This window comes from Streptomyces sp. NPDC020379, from assembly GCF_044387105.1.
Classification (GTDB): domain Bacteria; phylum Actinomycetota; class Actinomycetes; order Streptomycetales; family Streptomycetaceae; genus Streptomyces.
Genome location: NZ_JBIRVR010000001.1, coordinates 83,932 through 103,681, shown reverse-complemented (window position 1 = coordinate 103,681; position 19,750 = coordinate 83,932). Strand labels below are relative to the sequence as shown.

The window sequence follows — 19,750 nt, the reverse complement described above, 5'->3', positions numbered from 1 at the left end:
GCTGCGGGTTTGTTGTGGTTGGTCGCGCCGTTCCCCGCGCCCCTGACGGGGTGCCGTCTGGCCTTTGACGGGGCGTCCGGCCCCGGGCGGGCTTCGGGGCGCGCGGTGCCCGGGTCCCGTTCTTGGCGCGGCTCGGTGGTCGGTGCGCCCACCGGGGTGTGTCTTGTGCTTCGCGCGCGGCAGGGGGTTTGTTGTGGTTGGTCGCGCCGTTCCCCGCGCCCCTGACGGGCTCGGGGTTCGGGCGACGCCCCGGCTTTGATTCAACCTCAGCACTGACATGCCGATGGCCCGCCCCCACGCAGGGGGCGGGCCATCGGCATCGGCGAAGCGTCAGGACGAAGCCGGAGGGTACAGGCTTCGCGGCAGCTGGGCCGCCGCGGGCGCGTCCAGCAGCCACAGCGTGCGCCGGGTGCCGTACGCGCCCGCCGCCGGTGCCTGGATCTCGCCCGCGCCGGACAGCGCCATCGCCACCGCGTTCGCCTTGTCCTCGCCCGCCGCGAGGAGCCAGACCTCGCGGGCCGCGCGGATCGCCGGGAGGGTCAGGGACACCCTCGTCGGCGGCGGCTTCGGCGCGCCGTGCACCCCGATGACCGTGCGCTCGGCCTCCCGCACGCCCGGCAGCTCCGGGAACAGCGACGCGATGTGCGTGTCCGGGCCGACGCCCAGCAGCAGCACGTCGAAGGCGGGCACGGGGCCGTGGTCCTCGGGCCGCGCGGCGGCCGCGAGTTCGGCCGCGTACGCCTCCGCCGCGGCGTCCGGGTCGTTGCCGTACCGGTCGCCGGCCGGGGGCATCACATGCACCCGGGCGGGGTCCAGCGGCACCGAGTCCAGGAGTGCCTCGCGCGCCTGGGTCACATTGCGCTCGGGGTCGCCCTCGGGCAGGAAGCGCTCGTCGCCCCACCACAGGTCCAGCCGGGACCAGTCCACCGCGTCGCGCGCGGGCGCGTCGGCGAGGGCCGCGAGCAGCCCGTTGCCGTTGCGCCCGCCCGTGAGGACGACGGAGGCGGAGCCCCGGGCGGCCTGCGCGTCCACGATCTTCGTGATCAGCCGGGCCGCCGCGGCCTGCGCCATCAGCTCCTTGTCCCGGTGGACGACGATCTGCGGAGTGCTCACTTGCCGGCCGCCTTCTTGCCGCCGGTCTTCCTGGCGGGCGCGGGCTTGGCGCCGGCGGTCTCGGCGGCCTCGGCGGACTCCGCCCGCGGAGCCTCCGGGGCGGTCTCGGCCGTCTTCGCCGCCGCGGCCGCGGGTGCCTGCGCCTGGCCGAGCCGCTCCACGCCGTACTTCAGCGCCGACGCGTAGGTGTCGTCCGGGTCGAGCCGCCGGAGCTCCTCGGCGAGGAGCTCGGCGGTGTCGCGCCGGTTGAGGGCCACCGCGCGGTCGGGCTGGCCCGGCATGGAGAGCGTGGCCAGGGAGCCGTCCGGGCGGTCCAGCACGATGGGGCCGTTCTTGGTCTCCATGCGTACGGCCGTGAGGCCCGGACCGTCGGAGACGGTCCGGCTGACCGGCACGCCGAGGCGGTCGGCGAGCCACATCGCGAGCAGCTCGCCGCTCGGGTTGTAGCCCTCGCCCGTGACATCGGCGGAGACGATCTCGACCTGCTGCTGGTCGAGCGCGGCCGCGAGCATCGAGCGCCACGGCGTGATGCGGGTCCAGGCCAGGTCGGTGTCGCCCGGCGCGTAGTGCGCGGCGCGGGCTCCCAGCTCCGTGAGGGGGTCCTCGGCGGCGTAGGCGTCGGTGACCCGGCGCTGGGCGAGCGAACCGAGCGGGTCCTTCTCCGGGTTGGCCGGGGCGGCCACCGGCCACCAGACGACCACGGGGGCGTCGGGCAGCAGCAGCGGCAGCACGACCGACTGGGCGTGGTCGATGACGTCGCCGTGGAGCCGCAGCACCACGGTCTCGCCGGTACCCGCCGAGGTGCCCACGCGGACCTCCGCGTCGAGACGGGCCTTGGCCCGGTCGCGCGGCGAGCGGCTGGCGCGCTTGATGACGACGAGCTTGCGCGAGGGGTGCTCGCGCGAAGCATCGTTGGCCGCCTTCAGCGCGTCGTAGGCGTGCTCCTCGTCGGTGACGATGACCAGGGTCAGCACCATGCCGATGGCGGGGGTGCCGATGGCGCGGCGGCCCTGGACCAGCGCGTTGTTGATCTTGCTGGACGTGGTGTCCGTCAGGTCGATTTTCATGGCCGGCGCCAGCTCCGTCCGTCACGTGCGAGCATCTCGTCCGCCTCGACCGGGCCCCAGGTGCCCGCAGGGTAGGACGCGGGCTTGCCGTTGGATTCCCAGTACTGCTCGATCGGGTCCAGGATCTGCCAGGACAGCTCGACCTCCCGCAGCCGCGGGAAGAGGTTGGCGTCGCCGAGGAGCACATCGAGGATGAGCCGCTCGTACGCCTCGGGGCTGGACTCGGTGAAGGACTCGCCGTAGGCGAAGTCCATCGAGACGTCCCGGACCTCCATCGAGGTGCCCGGCACCTTCGAACCGAACCGCATGGTGACGCCCTCGTCCGGCTGCACCCGGATGACCAGGGCGTTCTGCCCCAGCTCCTCGGTCGCGGTGTGGTCGAAGGGCGAGTGCGGCGCGCGCTGGAAGACCACCGCGATCTCGGTCACGCGGCGGCCGAGCCGCTTGCCCGTGCGGAGATAGAAGGGGACGCCCGCCCAGCGGCGGTTGTCGATCTCCAGCTTGATCGCGGCGTAGGTGTCGGTCTTGGACGCCGGGTCGATGCCGTCCTCTTCGAGGTAGCCGACGACCTCCTCGCCACCCTGCCAGCCGTGCGCGTACTGCCCGCGCACGGTCTCCTTGCCCAGGTCCTTCGGCAGCCGGACGGCGCCCAGCACCTTGGTCTTCTCCGCGACCAGCGCGTCGGCCTCGAAGGAGGCGGGCTCCTCCATGGCGGTCAGCGCGAGCAGCTGGAGCAGGTGGTTCTGGATGACGTCACGGGCGGCGCCGATGCCGTCGTAGTAGCCCGCGCGGCCGCCGATGCCGATGTCCTCGGCCATGGTGATCTGCACGTGGTCGACGTACGACCGGTTCCAGATCGGCTCGAAGAGGGTGTTGGCGAAGCGCAGCGCCAGGATGTTCTGGACGGTCTCCTTGCCCAGATAGTGGTCGATCCGGAAGACCTCTTCGGGCGGGAAGACCTCGTGGACGACCTGGTTGAGCTCCTGCGCGGAGGCGAGGTCGTGGCCGAAGGGCTTCTCGATGACGGCGCGTCGCCAGGAGCCCTGCTTCTGGTCGGCCAGGCCGTGCTTCTTCAGCTGCTGGACGACCTTGGGGAAGAACTTCGGCGGCACCGACAGATAGAAGGCGAAGTTGCCGCCCGTGCCCTGTGCCTTGTCCAGCTCGTGGATGGTGTCCTTGAGGGTCTCGAACGCCTCGTCGTCGTCGAAGTCGCCCTGCACGAACCGGCAGCCCTGCACCAGCTGCTGCCAGACCTCCTCACGGAAGGGCGTGCGCGAGTGCTCCTTGACGGCGTCGTGCACGATCTGGGCGAAGTCCTCGTTCTCCCAGTCGCGGCGCGCGAAGCCGATGAGCGAGAAGCCTGGCGGCAGGAGCCCCCGGTTCGCGAGGTCGTAGACCGCAGGCATCAGCTTTTTTCGGGACAAATCGCCCGTGACGCCAAAGATGACCAGGCCCGACGGCCCCGCGATGCGCGGGAGCCGTCGGTCCTGAGCGTCACGCAGCGGATTGCTGCTTGTGCTCAACTCATGCCTCCGGAGCGAGGCGCTTGAGCTCCGCCTCGGTGGACTTCAGCAGGTCGTTCCAGGACTGCTCGAACTTGTCGACGCCCTCGTCCTCGAGCAGCTGGACGACCTCGTCGTACGAGATGCCCAGCTTGGCGAGCGCGTCGAGCTCGGCCTTGGCCTGCTCGTACGTGCCGCGCACCGTGTCGCCGGTGATCTGCCCGTGGTCGGCCGTGGCCTCCAGGGTGGCCTCCGGCATGGTGTTGACCGTGTTCGGGGCGACCAGGTCGTCCACGTACAGCGTGTCCTTGTAGGCCGGGTCCTTGACGCCGGTCGAGGCCCACAGCGGACGCTGCTTGTTGGCGCCCAGCTTCTCCAGGGCGGTCCAGCGGTCGGAGGAGAAGACCTCCTCGTACGCCTGGTAGGCGAGGCGGGCGTTGGCCAGGGCGGCCTTGCCGCGCAGCGCCTTCGCCTCGTCGGTGCCCAGCGCGTCCAGGCGCTTGTCGATCTCGCTGTCCACGCGGGACACGAAGAAGGACGCGACCGAGTGGATCAGCGACAGGTCCAGGCCCGCGGCCTTGGCCTTCTCCAGACCGGTCAGGTAGGCGTCCATGACCGCGCGGTAGCGCTCCAGCGAGAAGATCAGCGTGACGTTGACGCTGATGCCCTTGCCGATCACCTCGGCGATGGCCGGCAGGCCCGCCTTGGTCGCCGGGATCTTGATCAGGGTGTTGGGGCGGTCCACCAGCCAGGCCAGCTGCTTGGCCTCGGCGACGGTGGCCGTCGTCTCGTGCGCCAGGCGCGGGTCGACCTCGATGGAGACCCGGCCGTCCTGGCCGTCGGTCGCGTCGAAGACCGGGCGCAGGATGTCGGCGGCGTCACGGACGTCCGCCGTGGTGATCATGCGGATCGCCTCGTCGACGGTGACCTTGCGGGCCGCGAGGTCGGTGAGCTGCTGCTCGTAGCCGTCGCCGCCGGAGATCGCCTTCTGGAAGATCGACGGGTTGGTGGTGACACCCACGACATGGCTCTGGTCGATCAGCTCGGCGAGGTTGCCGGACGTGATGCGCTTGCGGGACAGGTCGTCCAGCCAGATCGCGACACCTTCGTCGGAGAGGCGCTTGAGTGCGTCTGTCATCGGGATTGCATCTCCTACTGTGTGAAGCGGTCGCGTCAGCGACGGTTGGCGTCGGCGAGCTCGATCGACTCGCGGGCGGCGGCCACGACGGCCTCGGAGGTCAGACCGAACTCGCGGTAGAGGATCTTGTAGTCCGCGGAGGCGCCGAAGTGCTCCAGCGAGACGATCCGGCCGGCGTCGCCGACGAACCGGTGCCAGGTCAGGCCGATGCCGGCCTCGACGGCCACGCGGGCCTTGACGTCCGGCAGCAGCACGCCGTCGCGGTACGCCTGGTCCTGCTCCTCGAACCACTCGACCGACGGCATGGAGACCACGCGGGTCGGGATGCCCTCGGCCTGGAGCACCTCACGGGCCTCGACGGCCAGCTGGACCTCGGAGCCGGTGCCGATGAGGATCACCTGCGGCCGGCCGCCCTCGGCCTCGAAGAGGACGTAGCCGCCCTTGGCGGCGCCCTCGTTGGCCTCGTAGGTCGGGACGTTCTGGCGGGTCAGCGCCAGGCCGTGCGGCGCCGGGTTCGTGGTGTGCCGCTTGGTGATCTCGCGCCAGGCGATCGCCGTCTCGTTGGCGTCCGCCGGCCGGATCATGTTCAGGCCCGGGATGGCCCGCAGCGCGGCCATGTGCTCGACCGGCTGGTGGGTCGGGCCGTCCTCGCCGAGACCGATGGAGTCGTGCGTCCACACATAGGTGACCGGCAGCTTCATCAGGGCGGCCAGGCGGACGGCCGGGCGCATGTAGTCGGAGAACACCAGGAAGGTGCCACCGTAGACGCGGGTGTTGCCGTGCAGCGCGATGCCGTTCATGGTCGAACCCATGGCGTGCTCGCGGATGCCGAAGTGGATCGTGCGGCCGTACGGGTTCGCCTCGGGGAGCGGGTTGCCCTCCGGGAGGAACGAGGACGACGCGTCGATCGTGGTGTTGTTCGAGCCGGCGAGGTCGGCGGAGCCGCCCCACAGCTCGGGCAGCACGCCGCCCAGCGCCTTGAGGACCTCGCCGGACGCCTTGCGGGTCGCGACGTCCTTGCCGGCCGGGAAGACGGGGAGCGCGTGCTCCCAGCCGTCGGGCAGCTCGCCCGCGGTGATGCGGTCCAGCTCGGCGGCGCGCTCCGGGTTGGAGGTGCGCCACTCCTGGAGCTGCTTGTCCCAGGTCGCGTGGGCCTCGCGGCCGCGGTCGACGACCTTGCGGGCGTGCGCGAAGACCTCGTCCTCGACCTGGAAGGTCTGCTCCGGGTCGAAGCCCATGACGCGCTTGGTGGCGGCCACCTCGGCGTCGCCGAGGGCCGAGCCGTGCGACGCCTCGGTGTTCTGGGCGTTCGGGGCCGGCCAGGCGATGATCGTGCGCGCCGCGATGATCGACGGGCGCTCGGTCTCCTCCTGCGCCGCCTTCAGGGCGGCGTAGAGGGCCTGGATGTCGAAGTCGCCGTTCTCGGCCTGCTCGATGCGCTGGACGTGCCAGCCGTACGCCTCGTAGCGCGCCAGGACGTCCTCGGAGAAGGCGGTCTCGGTGTCGCCCTCGATCGAGATGTGGTTGTCGTCGTAGAGCGCGACGATGTTGCCGAGCTTCTGGTGGCCGGCCAGCGAGGACGCCTCGGCGGAGATGCCCTCCTCCAGGTCGCCGTCGGAGACGATCGCCCAGATGGTGTGGTCGAACGGGGACGCGCCCTTCGGGGCCTCCGGGTCGAACAGGCCGCGCTCGTAGCGGGCGGCCATCGCCATGCCCACGGCGTTGGCGATGCCCTGGCCCAGCGGGCCGGTGGTGGTCTCCACGCCGCGGGTGTGGCCGTGCTCCGGGTGACCGGGGGTCTTGCTGCCCCAGGTGCGGAACGCCTTCAGGTCCGCGAGCTCCAGGCCGTAACCGGCCAGGAAGAGCTGGATGTAGAGCGTGAGGCTGGTGTGGCCGGGGGAGAGGACGAACCGGTCGCGGCCGGCCCAGTCGGCGTCGCTCGGGTCGTGCCGCATCAGCTTCTGGAACAGCAGATAGGCGGCGGGCGCCAGGCTCATGGCCGTGCCCGGATGGCCGTTGCCGACCTTCTGCACGGAGTCCATGGCCAGGACGCGGGCGGTATCGACGGCCCGCTGGTCCAGTTCGGTCCACTCGAGGTCTGTTGTGGTCGGCTTGGTGCTCACCCTCGGTTCAGGGCTCCTCTCCACATGTTTCGATTGCCGGGGGCGGTATGTTCCGCCACGACGCGGCGCTGTCGAGCCTACCCCGCAAGGGGGTGCGCCTTTTCGACACGCAGTCGGCTGCCCGACCCGACGTCCCGGGCAACCGGATCCGGATGACAAAGATTCCCGCCGCGGCTGCGGTGGTCATGGGTCCAGCCTGCCGGGGAGGGCGCCGTGGCGCCTCCCGAACGGGGCCACCGTGTCATGTTCCCCAAAGGCACGGTCCGATGCGCGGGCACCGGTGATCGGGCACTGATCGGGTGCTGATCGGCTCCGCTACGGCCCCAACACGACCCCACCCCGGCGAAGGCCGGGGTATCCCCTACGTCTAGAGTGGCGTGGTAAGCGCAAGCCTTTGCCGGGTCGATCCATGCCCGAGGTGCTTGCTGGCCTTATCTCTGTCAGGGGTGTGCGTGACGGCCGTCGAATCCCGTCCTGCGGGGGTGCTCTCGGAGACCTCCGGTCACCGGCCGTTCGGGGCCCGGGCCATGGCATTCGTGGCGCTGACCAAGCCGCGGATCATCGAGCTGCTGCTCATGACGACCGTGCCGGTGATGTTCCTCGCCGCGCAGGGCGTGCCCGACCTGTGGCTGGTCCTCGCCACATGCGTCGGTGGTTATCTGTCCGCGGGCGGCGCCGGCGCGTACAACATGTACATCGACCGGGACATCGACGCGCTGATGGAGCGCACGGCCCAGCGTCCCCTGGTGACCGGGATGGTCTCGCCGAAGGAGTGCCTGGCCTTCGCCACGGCGCTGACCGCCGGCTCCACCGTCTGGTTCTGGTTCCTGGTCAACCCGCTGTCGGCGATGCTGGCGCTGGGGGCCAACGCCTTCTACGTCGTCATCTACACGATGCTCCTCAAGCGCCGCACCGCGCAGAACATCGTCTGGGGCGGTATCGCGGGCTGCCTGCCGGTCCTCATCGGCTGGTCCGCCGTCACGAACACGGTCTCCTGGGCCTCGCTCGTCCTCTTCCTCGTCATGTTCTTCTGGACGCCGCCGCATTACTGGCCGCTGTCGATGAAGGTCAAGGGCGACTACGAGCGCGCCGGTGTGCCCATGCTCCCGGTCATCGCGGGCAACAAGGCGGTCGCCCGGCAGATCGTCCTCTACAGCTGGGTGATGGTCGCCGTCTCGCTGACGCTCCAGCCGCTGGGCTACACCGGCTGGTTCTACACGATCGTGGCGGCCGTGCTCGGCGGCATGTGGCTCAAGGAGGCACACGCGCTCCAGGGCCGCGCCAACGCCGAGATCACCGGGGCGAAGCTCAAGGAGATGCGCCTCTTCCACTGGTCGATCACCTATGTGTCGCTGCTCTTCGCGGCAGTGGCCGTGGATCCCTTCCTCCGGTAGAGCGGTCCGGGGGTCTCCCCCCGGAGGGCACAGTACCGGCCGGTAGCATCCTGCGTATGGCAGACACCACCACGCAGGCAGCAGCCACCGCACCCGACGCCCGGGCCGACCGCAAGGCGGCCCGGCTCGCCCGGCAGATCGACGCCTTCGCCAAGAGCCACGGCGGCACCGCCGAGGGCCAGCTGGCGCACATCGCCCGCGGCACCGTCCGCGTCGCCCTCGTCGGCGCCAACGGCGAGTGGGGCACCCTGGTCGCCCCCTCCATGGAGATCGCGGAGAAGGCCGCGGAGCTCGCCGGGCTCACGCTCCACGACGACTTCGACGGCGAGCTCGCCGCCAAGGTCCGCACCGGTCCGTACGAATGGTCCCGTATGGCCGGCATCCAGCTCGGCGGCCCCAGCAATAACTGAGCGCCCCCTCACCCGTTAGACCCGCCGGGAGCGGGACTCGGCACGGGGGGCGAGGGCGCGGATGGACGGCATGCCGCCGATCGTGGATCAGCACAGCCACGGCACGGTCTACGGCGAGCTGGGGCTCGGGAAGTTCGAGACGCACCTCGCCGCGGCCGCCGGGTCCACCGGCCCCGCGCCGCCCGGCACCACCTTCTTCGACAGCCCCGCCGGCCTCGCCGTGCGCCGCTGGTGCCCGCCCCTGCTCGGCCTCGAACCGTACTGCGCGCCGGTCCGCTATCTGGCCCGGCGGCGGGAGCTGGGCGCCTACCGCGCCGGGCGGCTGCTGCTGCGCGGCGCGGGCATCGGCACCTTCCTGCTGGAGTCCGGGGCGCCGGGCGCCCTCACCTCGGCCGCGGAGCTGGCCCACGCGGCCGGCGGGCACGCCCACGAGGTCGTACGGCTCGAACCGCTCGCCGAACGGATCGCCGACACCTCCGGCAGCGCCGGATCCTTCGCCGCCCATGTCGCCGAGGCGCTGTGGGCGGCCGCGCGCGGTGCCACCGCCTTCGCCTCCGGGGTCCGCTCCTGCGACGGGAGCCCTCCGGAGCCGCCCGAGGTCCGCGGGGCGGTCGACCGCTGGCTGCGCACGCGCCGCCCGGGCGGTCCCCTGGACGAGCCCGTGATCGCCTGCCATCTGCTGTGGACGGCGGTCGCCACCGGGCTGCCCGTGCAGCTGCACTGCCCCGACCCACGGCGCGTGACGCGCTTCCTGCGCGCCACCGAGGGCCTGGGGACCGATCTGGTGCTGCTGCCCGACCCCTGGCACCACCGGCAGGCGGCACGGCTGGCCGCGGGCTTCCCGCACGTGTACGCGGACGTGGGCACCCGGCCCGGGGAGAGCCTGGGCGAGGCGCCGTTCGGCAAGCTGGTGTTCTCCACCGGGGCGCGGGCGCTGGCGGAGCTCTATGTGGTCGGCGCCCGGACCTTCTCGCAGGCCATGGACCGGCTCATGAAGGACTGGGTCGCCGACGGGGTGTGCCGGCGGGCGGAGGCGGGGCGGATCGCCTCGCTCGTCGCCGCCGGCACCGCCCGCAGGATCTACCGGCTGGGGACGGAGGCCGGCTGAAGCGCGTCGTGCTCGCCGGCGGGGGCGGGCACGGAGGCGAGCTCGCCGCGGTCGCGCAGCGCCAGGAAGACCCGCAGGACGGCGATCCACACGAGGCAGGAGCCGAGCATGTGGGCGCCGACGATCAGCTCCGGCTGGCCGGTGAAGTACTGCACGTACCCTATGACGCCCTGGAGCAGCAGCACGGCGAACAGCTCGGTGACCCGGCGGCTCGGCGCCGCGGCCGCCTTGACGGCCCGCAGGGTGAACCACAGGGCGACGGTCAGGCCGACCACCACGAACACGAAGTCGACGTGCAGCTGGGTCAGTTCACGCCAGTCCAGCGGGATGCGGTGGACGTTCTTGGAAGCGTCGCCCGCGTGCTTGCCCGCACCGGTGACCACGGTGCCGATCACGATCAGCAGGGCGCTGGCGACGACCAGCAGCCAGCTCATCTGCCGCACTGGGCGGGCCACCAGGTCACGCGGCTCGGCGTCGCCCTCGCGGCTGCGCTGCCACATCACCACGGCGACCGTCAGCAGCGCGGTGGACAGCAGGAAGTGGGCGCTGACGATGTACGGGTTGAGGCCCGTCAGCACCGTGATGCCACCGACGACGGCGTTGCCCATGACGATCCAGAACTGCGCCCAGCCCAGGCGGGTCAGCGAGCGCCGGCGCGGCTCACGCGCGCGTGCCGCGATGATCGCGAACCCGACGACGCCGCACAGGACGTACGTCAGCATGCGGTTGCTGAACTCGATGACGCCGTTGATGCCCATCGCGCGCGTGGGCGTCAGGCTCTCGTCGGTGCAGGTCGGCCACGTCGGGCAGCCGAGCCCCGACTGGGTCAGCCGGACCGCGCCGCCGGTCACCACGATGACCACGGCCATGACCACACAGGCGAGCGCGGCCCGCTGGACGAGACGCGCGGAAGGCTGCCAGCGGTCGGCGATCAGCTGGAGGGGGTTCATCGAATTCGGCACGGAGCCATCGTAAGGGCCAGCTTGTGCACGGATTCACGAGGGGGGTGCGTGGCGAATTGCCCGGCTGTGCGCGGCGTCGCCGCAGAGTCGTTCGTCCGACCGCCCGCCGGGTGCCGCCGGCTGCTGCTCGGGCGTGCGCGCGCCGCCCTTCGATCGCCGGCCCGGCCGGATGCGACGCGGTCGTCGATCCGGGGTACGGAAGCCCGCGTCCGGCTGTCGAGGGGGGCCGGTGGGCTTCCGGGTGCCCCATTGCCCGCCCGGCGCTCGCCCCGCGCTCACTCCCAGCGGAAGAAGCGCGCCGCGGCGCCCAGCCCGAGCACCGCCCAGACCGCGAGGATGCCCAGGTCGGCCCAGGGGACGCCCGCGCCGTGCTGGAGCACGTCCCGCAGGCCGCCGGAGAGCGCCGAGATCGGCAGCAGCTCAAGGGCCGACCGGGCGGCGGCGGGGAACTTGTCCAGCGACACGATCACCCCGCCGCCGACGAGCAGCAGCAGGAAGACGAGGTTCGCCGCGGCCAGCGTCGCCTCGGCCTTGAGGGTGCCCGCCATCAGCAGGCCGAGACCGGAGAAGGCCGCGGTGCCGAGCACGAGCAGCAGGACGACGGCGAAGGGGTTGCCGTGCGGGGACCAGCCCAGCGCGAACGCGATCACCGTCAGCAGGACGACCTGGAGCACCTCCGTCACCAGCACGGAGCACGTCTTCGCGGTCATCAGCCCCCAGCGCGGCAGCGGGGAGGCGCCGAGCCGCTTCAGGACTCCGTAGCGGCGCTCGAAGCCGGTCGCGATGGCCTGGCCGGTGAAGGCCGTCGACAGCACAGCCAGCGCCAGGACGCCGGGGGCGAGGAAGTCGACGGCTTTGCCCTCGCCCGTGTCGACGATGTCGACCGAACTGAAGAGCACCAGCAGGAGGGTCGGGATGACGACGGTCAGCAGGAGCTGCTCGCCGTTGCGCAGCAGCATCCGGGTCTCCAGCGCGGCCTGCGCGCGGATCATCCGGCCCAGCGGCGCGGCCCCGGGCGCGGGCGTGAAGGTGCCGGCGCTCGTGCTCGTCTCGGCGCTCATGCGCGCAGCTCCTTGCCGGTCAGTTCCAGGCTGTTGTTCTCCGGGGGGCGACCCCCGTACCCCCGGCCGGTCCGTGCGTTCCCGCTCATGCGCGCAACTCCTTGCCGGTCAGTTCCAGGAAGACGTCCTCAAGCGTGTGCCGTTCCACCGCTATGCGGTCCGGCATGACCCCGTGCTGCGCGCACCATATGGTGACCGTCGCCAGCAGCTGGGGGTCGATCTTGCCGCTGACCCGGTACGTACCGGGCGTGAGCTCCACCGCCGCGGAGTCCGCGGGCAGGGCCTTGAGGAGCGAGGCGAGGTCGAGCGCCGGGCGGCCGCTGAAGCGGAGCGTGTTCTCGGCGCCGCCGCGGCAGAGCTCCTCCGGGCTGCCCTGGGCGATGACCTTGCCGCTGTCGATGATGGCGACGTCGTCGGCCAGGGCCTCCGCCTCGTCCATGTAGTGCGTGGTCAGGACGACGGTGACGCCGTCCTGGCGCAGCTCGCGCACCAGGTCCCAGGTGGCGTGCCGGGCCTGCGGGTCGAGCCCGGCCGTCGGCTCGTCGAGGAAGACCAGCTCGGGGCGGCCGACGACGGCCATCGCGAGGGAGAGCCGCTGCTGCTGGCCGCCGGACAGCCGCCGGTAGGCGGTCCGCCCGCAGCTCTCCAGGCCGAGCCGCTCGATGAGCATGCCGACGTCGAGGGGGCGGGCGTGCAGCGAGGCGGTGTGGCGCAGCATCTCCTCCGCGCGGGCGCCCGCGTAGACGCCCCCGCTCTGGAGCATCACGCCGACGCGCGGCCGCAGCGCGGCGGCGTCGGCGACCGGGTCGAGGCCGAGCACGCGCACGGTGCCGGCGTCGGGGCGGCGGTAGCCCTCGCAGGTCTCGACGGTGGTCGTCTTGCCCGCGCCGTTGGGGCCGAGCACGGCGGTGAGGGAGCCGCGGGCGACGGACAGGCCGAGGCCGTCGACGGCGGTTTTCGGCCCGTACCGCTTCACCAGCCCGCGGACCTCGACCGCGGGCTCACGGCCGGGGGGCGGGGGGACGGCCGGGCGGTCCCCCGGGAAGACGCTGCGCATGGCGGGAAGTCTACGAACCCGGACGCCCCGCGGACCGCCCCGGGTGCGGGATTCCCCTGAACCGGCGGTTGATCTTGACGGTGGCGGTTAGGTGACCCTTAGTGATCGAGGCCACCGGCGGCCGGTCCGGGTGAGGCTTGTCCGGATCCCGGTAATTACGCAACAATGGTGTTGTGAAATACGCGAGCGAGGCTCCGCAGGACCCCACGGCCGGGCCGGCCGCCGGGGTTCACGCCTCTGCTCCCGCGCCCGCGCGCGACGAGGAGCGCGTTCACGACGAGCAGCGCGGCACCCGTAACCGCGTCGCCCGGTCCATCCTCGACCACGGCCCGTCCACCGCGGCCGAGCTGGCCCTGCGCCTGGAGCTGACACAGGCCGCGGTCCGCCGCCACCTCGACACCCTCGTCGCCGAGGGCGTCGTCGAGCCCCGCGAGAAGCGGGTCTACGGCGCGCGCACGCGTGGCCGCCCCGCCAAGGCGTTCGCGCTCACGGACTGCGGCCGCGACGCCTTCGACCAGGCATACGACAAGCTCGCCGGTGACGCCCTGCGCTGGATCGCGCAGGCCGCCGGCGGCGGTGAGATGGGCGAGGCGGCCGTCGCCGCCTTCGCCCGCGCCCGGATGGCCGCGCAGGCCGAGGGGTATCGCAGGGCCCTGGAGGCCGTCGCGCCGGAATCCCGCGCGGAGGCCCTTGCCAGGGCATTGACCGAAGACGGGTACGCTGCTACGGCGCGTAGCGCTCCGGTCGGCGAACAGCTTTGCCAGCACCACTGCCCGGTCGCCCATGTCGCCGAGCAGTTCCCGCAGCTGTGCGAGGCGGAGACCGAGGTCTTCTCCCGCCTGCTCGGGACGCATGTGCAGCGTCTTGCCACCATCGCCCACGGCGACGGGGTGTGCACGACGTTCATCCCGCGCGGCAGCCCGCAGAGCGAGAAGCAGCGCACCACCAAGACCACCACAGCATCCGCCAGCACGGCCGGGAGGAACCCCGCATGACTCTCCCCACGGAGACTGCCCACCCTGAGCTCGAAGGCCTGGGCACGTACGAATACGGCTGGGCCGATTCCGACGTGGCCGGTGCCGCGGCCAAGCGCGGCCTCTCCGAGGAGGTCGTCCGCGACATCTCGGCCAAGAAGTCCGAGCCGGAGTGGATGCTCAAGCTGCGGCTGAAGGGCCTGCGGCTCTTCGACAAGAAGCCCATGCCGACCTGGGGCTCCGACCTCTCCGGCATCGACTTCGACAACATCAAGTACTTCGTCCGCTCCACCGAGAAGCAGGCCGCCACCTGGGAGGACCTGCCCGCGGACATCAAGAACACCTACGACAAGCTGGGCATCCCGGAGGCCGAGAAGCAGCGCCTCGTCGCCGGTGTCGCCGCGCAGTACGAGTCGGAGGTCGTCTACCACCAGATCCGCGAGGACCTGGAGGAGCAGGGCGTCCTGTTCCTGGACACCGACACCGCGCTCAAGGAGCACCCGGAGATCTTCCAGGAGTACTTCGGCACGGTGATCCCTGTCGGCGACAACAAGTTCGCCTCGCTGAACACCGCCGTGTGGTCCGGTGGCTCCTTCATCTACGTCCCGCCGGGCGTCCACGTCGACATCCCGCTCCAGGCCTACTTCCGTATCAACACGGAGAACATGGGCCAGTTCGAGCGCACGCTGATCATCGTCGACGAGAACGCCTACGTGCACTACGTCGAGGGCTGCACCGCCCCGATCTACTCCTCGGACTCGCTGCACAGCGCCGTCGTGGAGATCATCGTGAAGAAGGGCGGCCGCTGCCGCTACACGACCATCCAGAACTGGTCGAACAACGTCTACAACCTGGTCACCAAGCGGGCCGTGGCCTATGAGGGCGCGACCATGGAGTGGGTCGACGGCAACATCGGCTCCAAGGTGACCATGAAGTACCCGGCCGTCTACCTGATGGGCGAGCACGCCAAGGGCGAGACCCTCTCCATCGCCTTCTCCGGCGAGGGCCAGCACCAGGACGCCGGCGCGAAGATGGTCCACATGGCGCCGAACACCTCCTCCAACATCGTCTCCAAGTCGGTGGCGCGAGGCGGCGGCCGCACCTCCTACCGCGGCCTGATCGAGATCGGCGAGGGTGCCCACGGCTCCAAGTCGAACGTGCTCTGCGACGCCCTGCTGGTGGACACCATCTCCCGGTCGGACACCTACCCCTACGTCGACGTCCGCGAGGACGACGTCTCCATGGGCCACGAGGCGACCGTCTCCAAGGTCAGCGACGACCAGCTCTTCTACCTGATGAGCCGCGGCCTGACGGAGTTCGAGGCCATGGCGATGATCGTGCGCGGCTTCGTCGAGCCGATCGCCCGTGAGCTGCCCATGGAGTACGCCCTGGAGCTCAACCGGCTGATCGAGCTGCAGATGGAAGGCGCGGTCGGCTGACGGCCGCCCCCACCCCGCAGCGACCCCTTTGTGACAGGAAGAGAGCACGACGACAGCCATGGCTGACAACACTCCCGCCGGCAGCACGACCGACGGCGCCATCCAGGTGGGCGGGCCCCAGCAGCCCATCGACGCGCGCGTCAGCGCCCCCGCCTCGTACGACGTCGCGGACTTCCCCGTGCCGCACGGCCGCGAGGAGGAGTGGCGGTTCACCCCGCTGGAGCGCCTCCGCGGTCTGCACGACGGCACCGCGGTGGCGGACGGCGGCGGCGTCAAGGTCGAGGTGAGCGCCCCCGAGGGGGTCACCGTCGAGACCGTCGGCCGGGACGACGCCCGCCTCGGCCGCTCCGGCAAGCCGGTCGACCGCGTCGCCGCCCAGGCGTACAGCTCCTTCGAGAAGGCATCGGTCGTCTCGGTGCCGAAGGACACGGTGCTCACCGAGCCCGTCCGCATCTCCGTGCACGGAGAGGGCGGCGTGGCCTTCGGCCACCAGGTCGTCGAGCTCGGCGCCTTCGCCGAGGCCGTCGTCGTCCTCGACCACACCGGCGACGCCACCCTCGCCGCCAACGTGGAGTACCTGATCGGCGACGGCGCCAAGCTCACCGTCGTCTCCATCCAGGACTGGGACGGCACCGCGGTGCACGCCGCGCAGCACACCGCGCTGGTCGGCCGCGACGCCTCCTTCAAGTCCGTGATCGTCACCTTCGGCGGCGACCTGGTCCGCCTCCACCCCCGCGTCGTCTACGCCGCCCCCGGCGGCGAGGCCGAGCTCTACGGCCTGTACTTCACCGACGAGGGCCAGCACCAGGAGCACCGCCTCTTCGTCGACCACGACACCCCGCACTGCCGCAGCAACGTCGCCTACAAGGGCGCGCTGCAGGGCGACGGCGCCCACGCGGTGTGGATCGGCGACGTCCTCATCCGCGCCGCGGCCGAGGGCACGGACACCTACGAGCTCAACCGCAACCTCGTCCTCACCGACGGCGCCCGGGTCGACTCCGTGCCCAATCTGGAGATCGAGACCGGCGAGATCGTCGGCGCCGGCCACGCCTCGGCGACCGGCCGCTTCGACGACGAGCAGCTCTTCTATCTGATGGCCCGCGGCATCCCGGCCGACGAGGCCCGCCGGCTGGTCGTCCGCGGCTTCTTCGCCGAGCTCGTCCAGCAGATCGGCATCCCCGAGCTGGAGGAGCGCCTCATCGCCAAGATCGAGGCCGAGCTGGAAGCGTCGGTGGCATGAGCGCGTTCGTGAAGGTGGCCGCCCTGAGCGAGCTGGAGGAGGACACCCCCAAGCGGGTCGAGATCGACGGCACGCCGGTCTCCCTCGTCCGCACCGAGGGCGAGGTGTTCGCCATCAACGACATCTGCTCCCACGCGAACGTCTCGCTCTCCGAGGGCGAGGTGGAGGACTGCGCCATCGAGTGCTGGCTGCACGGCTCCAGCTTCGACCTGCGCACCGGCAAGCCCTCGGGCCTGCCCGCCACGCGTCCCGTCCCCGTATACCCCGTCAAGATCGAAGGGGACGACGTGCTCGTCTCCGTCACCCAGGAGTCCTGAGTTCCCCATGGCAACGCTTGAGATCCACGACCTGCACGTTTCCGTCGAAGCCGAGAACGGCCCCCGGGAGATCCTGCGCGGCGTCGACCTGACCGTGAAGCAGGGCGAGACCCACGCCATCATGGGCCCCAACGGCTCCGGCAAGTCGACCCTGGCGTACTCCCTGGCCGGGCACCCGAAGTACACGATCACCGGTGGCACCGTCACCCTCGACGGCGAGGACGTCCTCGAGATGTCCGTCGACGAGCGCGCCCGCGCCGGCGTCTTCCTCGCCATGCAGTACCCGGTCGAGGTCCCCGGTGTCTCGGTCTCCAACTTCCTGCGCACCTCCGCCACCGCGATCCGCGGCGAGGCCCCCAAGCTGCGCACCTGGGTGAAGGAGGTCAAGGAGGCCATGGAGCGCCTCAACATGGACCCCGCCTTCGCCGAGCGCAACGTCAACGAGGGCTTCTCCGGCGGTGAGAAGAAGCGCCACGAGATCCTCCAGCTGGAGCTCCTCAAGCCGAAGATCGCGATCCTCGACGAGACCGACTCCGGCCTGGACGTCGACGCGCTGCGCCAGGTCTCCGAGGGCGTCAACCGCGTCCGCGAGACCGGTGAGGTCGGCACCCTGCTGATCACGCACTACACGCGCATCCTGCGCTACATCAAGCCCGACTTCGTCCACGTCTTCTCCGGCGGTCGCATCGTGGAGTCCGGCGGCGCCGAGCTCGCCGACAAGCTGGAGAACGAGGGCTACGAGGCCTACCAGACGAAGGGGGCATAACCGCGTGACTATACTGCCGGGGCTCCTCGACACCGAGGCGATCCGTAAGGACTTCCCGATCCTGGACCGCACGGTCCACGACGGCAAGAAGATCGTGTACCTGGACTCCGCGGCGACCTCGCAGAAGCCGCGCCAGGTGCTCGACGCGCTCAACGCGTACTACGAGCGCCACAACGCCAACGTCCACCGCGGTGTCTACACCATCGCCGAGGAGGCCACGGCGCTGTACGAGGGCGCGCGCGACAAGGTCGCCGCCTTCATCAACGCCCCGAGCCGCGACGAGGTGATCTTCACCAAGAACGCCTCGGAGTCGCTCAACCTCGTGGCCAACATGCTCGGCTGGGCCGACGAGCCCTACCGCGTGGACCACGACACCGAGATCGTCATCACGGAGATGGAGCACCACTCCAACATCGTGCCCTGGCAGCTGCTCTCGCAGCGCACCGGCGCGAAGCTGAAGTGGTTCGGCCTCACCGACGACGGCCGGCTCGACCTGTCCAACATCGACGAGATCATCACCGAGAAGACCAAGGTCGTCTCCTTTGTGCTGGTCTCCAACATCATGGGCACGGTCAACCCCGTCGAGGCGATCGTCCGCCGCGCCCAGGAGGTCGGCGCGCTCGTCGTCGTGGACGCCTCCCAGGCCGCCCCGCACATGGTGCTGGACGTCCAGGCGCTCCAGGCCGACTTCGTGGCCTTCACCGGCCACAAGATGTGCGCGCCGACGGGCATCGGTGTCCTGTGGGGCCGCCAGGAGCTCCTGGAGGACCTGCCGCCCTTCCTCGGCGGCGGCGAGATGATCGAGACCGTCTCGATGCACTCCTCCACCTACGCTCCCGCGCCGCACAAGTTCGAGGCCGGTACGCCCCCGATCGCCCAGGCCGTCGGCCTCGGCGCCGCGGTGGACTACCTCTCGGCGATCGGCATGGAGAACATCGCCCGCCACGAGCACGCGATCACCGAATACGCGGTGCGCAGGCTCCAGGAGGTCCCCGACCTGCGCATCATCGGCCCCACCACGGCCGAGGACCGCGGGGCCACGATCTCCTTCACCCTCGGGGACATCCACCCGCACGACGTCGGCCAGGTGCTCGACGAGCAGGGCATCGCGGTCCGCGTGGGACACCACTGCGCACGGCCCGTCTGCCTGCGGTACGGAATTCCCGCGACCACCAGGGCGTCGTTCTATCTGTACTCCACCCCCGGCGAGGTAGACGCGCTGGTCGAGGGCCTGGAGCACGTACGGAACTTCTTCGGCTGACACGGACGAGGCTGCTGACTGTGAAGCTTGATTCGATGTACCAGGACGTCATCCTGGACCACTACAAGCACCCGCACGGGCGGGGCTTGCGGACCGGCGACGCCGAGGTGCACCACGTCAATCCGACGTGCGGCGACGAGATCACGCTGCGGGTGCGGCTCTCCGGCGAGACCATTGAAGATGTCTCGTACGAGGGCCAGGGCTGCTCCATCAGCCAGGCCAGCGCCTCCGTGCTCAACGAGCTGCTGGTCGGCAAGGAGCTCGCCGAGGCCCGCCGGATCCAGGAGACCTTCCTGGAGCTGATGCAGTCCAAGGGCAAGATCGAGCCGGACGACGCGATGGAAGAGGTGCTGGAGGACGCGGTCGCGTTCGCCGGTGTCTCCAAGTACCCGGCACGCGTGAAGTGCGCGCTGCTGAGCTGGATGGCGTGGAAGGACGCGACGGCGCAGGCGCTGTCCGAAGGGAAGACCGCATGAGTGAGAACGTGGACGTGACGACGAAGCCGGCCTCCGAGGAGGAGGTGCGCGAGGCGCTGTACGACGTCGTCGACCCCGAGCTGGGCATCGACGTCGTCAACCTCGGCCTCATCTACGGCATCCACATCGACGATGCCAACATCGCCACCCTCGACATGACGCTGACGTCCGCGGCCTGCCCGCTGACCGATGTGATCGAGGACCAGGCGCGGTCCGCGACCGAGGGCATCGTCAACGAGCTCCGGATCAACTGGGTCTGGATGCCGCCGTGGGGCCCGGACAAGATCACGGACGACGGCCGTGAGCAGCTCCGGGCGCTCGGTTTCAACGTCTGAGACCGCG

General features: G+C 70.9%; 19 protein-coding genes. 11 read left to right on the top strand and 8 right to left on the bottom strand.

Annotated elements, in window-relative coordinates; genetic code table 11:
- Positions 1-330: 330 nt before the first annotated feature.
- From pgl to tkt, 5 genes are read right to left on the bottom strand one after another with little or no spacing between them, the layout of a single operon-like run.
- Positions 331-1,113, bottom strand: a complete 783-nt coding sequence (gene pgl, locus ACH427_RS00530; protein ID WP_398867134.1) for a 6-phosphogluconolactonase — start codon at positions 1,111-1,113, stop codon at positions 331-333.
- On the bottom strand, positions 1,110-2,180 hold the full coding sequence (opcA, locus tag ACH427_RS00525) for a glucose-6-phosphate dehydrogenase assembly protein OpcA (RefSeq protein WP_398867133.1): 1,071 nt from the start codon (positions 2,178-2,180) through the stop codon (positions 1,110-1,112). The genes pgl and opcA overlap by 4 nt, the downstream gene beginning before the upstream one ends.
- Positions 2,177-3,703, bottom strand: a complete 1,527-nt coding sequence (gene zwf / locus ACH427_RS00520) for a glucose-6-phosphate dehydrogenase (protein WP_398867132.1) — start codon at positions 3,701-3,703, stop codon at positions 2,177-2,179. Before zwf ends, opcA begins: the two co-directional genes overlap by 4 nt.
- 1 nt (position 3,704) lies before the next feature.
- Positions 3,705-4,820, bottom strand: a complete 1,116-nt coding sequence (gene tal, locus ACH427_RS00515) for a transaldolase (RefSeq protein ID WP_398867131.1) — start codon at positions 4,818-4,820, stop codon at positions 3,705-3,707.
- Between the two features lie 35 nt (positions 4,821-4,855).
- On the bottom strand, positions 4,856-6,943 hold the full coding sequence (gene tkt / locus ACH427_RS00510; RefSeq protein ID WP_398867130.1) for a transketolase: 2,088 nt from the start codon (positions 6,941-6,943) through the stop codon (positions 4,856-4,858).
- Between the two features lie 452 nt (positions 6,944-7,395).
- Between tkt and ACH427_RS00505 the strand changes: the two genes are divergently transcribed.
- The 3 genes from ACH427_RS00505 to ACH427_RS00495 all read left to right on the top strand — a co-directional run bounded on the left by ACH427_RS00505 (position 7,396) and on the right by ACH427_RS00495 (position 9,855).
- Positions 7,396-8,337 carry a heme o synthase gene (locus ACH427_RS00505; protein WP_398867129.1) on the top strand — a complete coding sequence of 314 codons (942 nt, stop codon included), beginning with the start codon at positions 7,396-7,398 and terminating at the stop codon, positions 8,335-8,337.
- A 56-nt stretch (positions 8,338-8,393) separates the two neighbouring features.
- Complete coding sequence (locus ACH427_RS00500; RefSeq protein ID WP_398867128.1) at positions 8,394-8,747, top strand: hypothetical protein; 354 nt, start codon at positions 8,394-8,396, stop codon at positions 8,745-8,747.
- Positions 8,748-8,808: 61 nt separating this feature from the next.
- On the top strand, positions 8,809-9,855 hold the full coding sequence (locus ACH427_RS00495) for an amidohydrolase (RefSeq protein WP_398867127.1): 1,047 nt from the start codon (positions 8,809-8,811) through the stop codon (positions 9,853-9,855).
- Here the strand turns inward: ACH427_RS00495 and ACH427_RS00490 are convergent.
- The 3 genes from ACH427_RS00490 to ACH427_RS00480 form a co-directional block, all read right to left on the bottom strand.
- Positions 9,828-10,817: a heme A synthase gene (locus ACH427_RS00490; RefSeq protein WP_398867126.1), complete on the bottom strand. Its 990-nt coding sequence runs from the start codon at positions 10,815-10,817 to the stop codon at positions 9,828-9,830. The genes ACH427_RS00495 and ACH427_RS00490 overlap by 28 nt on opposite strands.
- A gap of 275 nt (positions 10,818-11,092) precedes the next feature.
- Positions 11,093-11,878, bottom strand: coding sequence for an ABC transporter permease (locus ACH427_RS00485; RefSeq protein WP_398867125.1), 786 nt, complete (start codon positions 11,876-11,878; stop codon positions 11,093-11,095).
- Between the two features lie 85 nt (positions 11,879-11,963).
- Positions 11,964-12,935 (bottom strand): ABC transporter ATP-binding protein, encoded by a 972-nt coding sequence (locus ACH427_RS00480; protein WP_398867124.1) that lies wholly within the window; start codon positions 12,933-12,935, stop codon positions 11,964-11,966.
- Positions 12,936-13,108: 173 nt separating this feature from the next.
- Here ACH427_RS00480 and ACH427_RS00475 point away from each other — a divergent pair, with 173 nt between their 5' ends.
- Genes ACH427_RS00475 through ACH427_RS00440 form a run of 8 tightly spaced genes read left to right on the top strand, consistent with a single transcriptional unit; the run spans position 13,109 to position 19,743 of the window.
- The gene (locus ACH427_RS00475) at positions 13,109-13,930 is read left to right on the top strand and encodes a helix-turn-helix transcriptional regulator (RefSeq protein ID WP_398867123.1); all 822 of its coding nucleotides are present in this window, start codon (positions 13,109-13,111) and stop codon (positions 13,928-13,930) included.
- Positions 13,927-15,348 carry a Fe-S cluster assembly protein SufB gene (sufB, locus tag ACH427_RS00470; RefSeq protein ID WP_361527921.1) on the top strand — a complete coding sequence of 474 codons (1,422 nt, stop codon included), beginning with the start codon at positions 13,927-13,929 and terminating at the stop codon, positions 15,346-15,348. Before ACH427_RS00475 ends, sufB begins: the two co-directional genes overlap by 4 nt.
- Positions 15,349-15,406: 58 nt before the next feature.
- Entirely contained in the window at positions 15,407-16,588 is a 1,182-nt protein-coding gene (gene sufD, locus ACH427_RS00465) for a Fe-S cluster assembly protein SufD (protein WP_398867122.1), read from the top strand.
- On the top strand, positions 16,585-16,905 hold the full coding sequence (locus ACH427_RS00460; RefSeq protein ID WP_106679508.1) for a non-heme iron oxygenase ferredoxin subunit: 321 nt from the start codon (positions 16,585-16,587) through the stop codon (positions 16,903-16,905). Before sufD ends, ACH427_RS00460 begins: the two co-directional genes overlap by 4 nt.
- A gap of 7 nt (positions 16,906-16,912) precedes the next feature.
- A complete protein-coding gene (gene sufC, locus ACH427_RS00455; protein ID WP_366006558.1) occupies positions 16,913-17,671 on the top strand; it encodes a Fe-S cluster assembly ATPase SufC in 759 nt (252 codons plus the stop codon).
- Positions 17,672-17,675: 4 nt separating this feature from the next.
- Entirely contained in the window at positions 17,676-18,932 is a 1,257-nt protein-coding gene (locus tag ACH427_RS00450) for a cysteine desulfurase (protein ID WP_366006557.1), read from the top strand.
- A gap of 20 nt (positions 18,933-18,952) precedes the next feature.
- Entirely contained in the window at positions 18,953-19,408 is a 456-nt protein-coding gene (sufU, locus tag ACH427_RS00445) for a Fe-S cluster assembly sulfur transfer protein SufU (RefSeq protein ID WP_116211121.1), read from the top strand.
- A complete protein-coding gene (locus tag ACH427_RS00440) occupies positions 19,405-19,743 on the top strand; it encodes a metal-sulfur cluster assembly factor (protein WP_366006555.1) in 339 nt (112 codons plus the stop codon). The genes sufU and ACH427_RS00440 overlap by 4 nt, the downstream gene beginning before the upstream one ends.
- The last annotated feature ends 7 nt before the right edge of the window (positions 19,744-19,750 follow it).

What these genes read in the sequence shown, in the direction of transcription:
- sufD (WP_398867122.1), top strand. Translation starts at nt 15,407, where the DNA reads ATGGCTGACAACACTCCCGCCGGCAGCACGACCGACGGCGCCATCCAG.
- ACH427_RS00460 (WP_106679508.1), top strand. Translation starts at nt 16,585, where the DNA reads ATGAGCGCGTTCGTGAAGGTGGCCGCCCTGAGCGAGCTGGAGGAGGAC.
- ACH427_RS00485 (WP_398867125.1), bottom strand. Translation starts at nt 11,878, where the DNA reads ATGAGCGCCGAGACGAGCACGAGCGCCGGCACCTTCACGCCCGCGCCC.
- sufB (WP_361527921.1), top strand. Translation starts at nt 13,927, where the DNA reads ATGACTCTCCCCACGGAGACTGCCCACCCTGAGCTCGAAGGCCTGGGC.
- tal (WP_398867131.1), bottom strand. Translation starts at nt 4,820, where the DNA reads ATGACAGACGCACTCAAGCGCCTCTCCGACGAAGGTGTCGCGATCTGG.
- ACH427_RS00500 (WP_398867128.1), top strand. Translation starts at nt 8,394, where the DNA reads ATGGCAGACACCACCACGCAGGCAGCAGCCACCGCACCCGACGCCCGG.
- sufC (WP_366006558.1), top strand. Translation starts at nt 16,913, where the DNA reads ATGGCAACGCTTGAGATCCACGACCTGCACGTTTCCGTCGAAGCCGAG.
- ACH427_RS00480 (WP_398867124.1), bottom strand. Translation starts at nt 12,935, where the DNA reads ATGCGCAGCGTCTTCCCGGGGGACCGCCCGGCCGTCCCCCCGCCCCCC.
- ACH427_RS00495 (WP_398867127.1), top strand. Translation starts at nt 8,809, where the DNA reads ATGGACGGCATGCCGCCGATCGTGGATCAGCACAGCCACGGCACGGTC.
- opcA (WP_398867133.1), bottom strand. Translation starts at nt 2,180, where the DNA reads ATGAAAATCGACCTGACGGACACCACGTCCAGCAAGATCAACAACGCG.
- ACH427_RS00440 (WP_366006555.1), top strand. Translation starts at nt 19,405, where the DNA reads ATGAGTGAGAACGTGGACGTGACGACGAAGCCGGCCTCCGAGGAGGAG.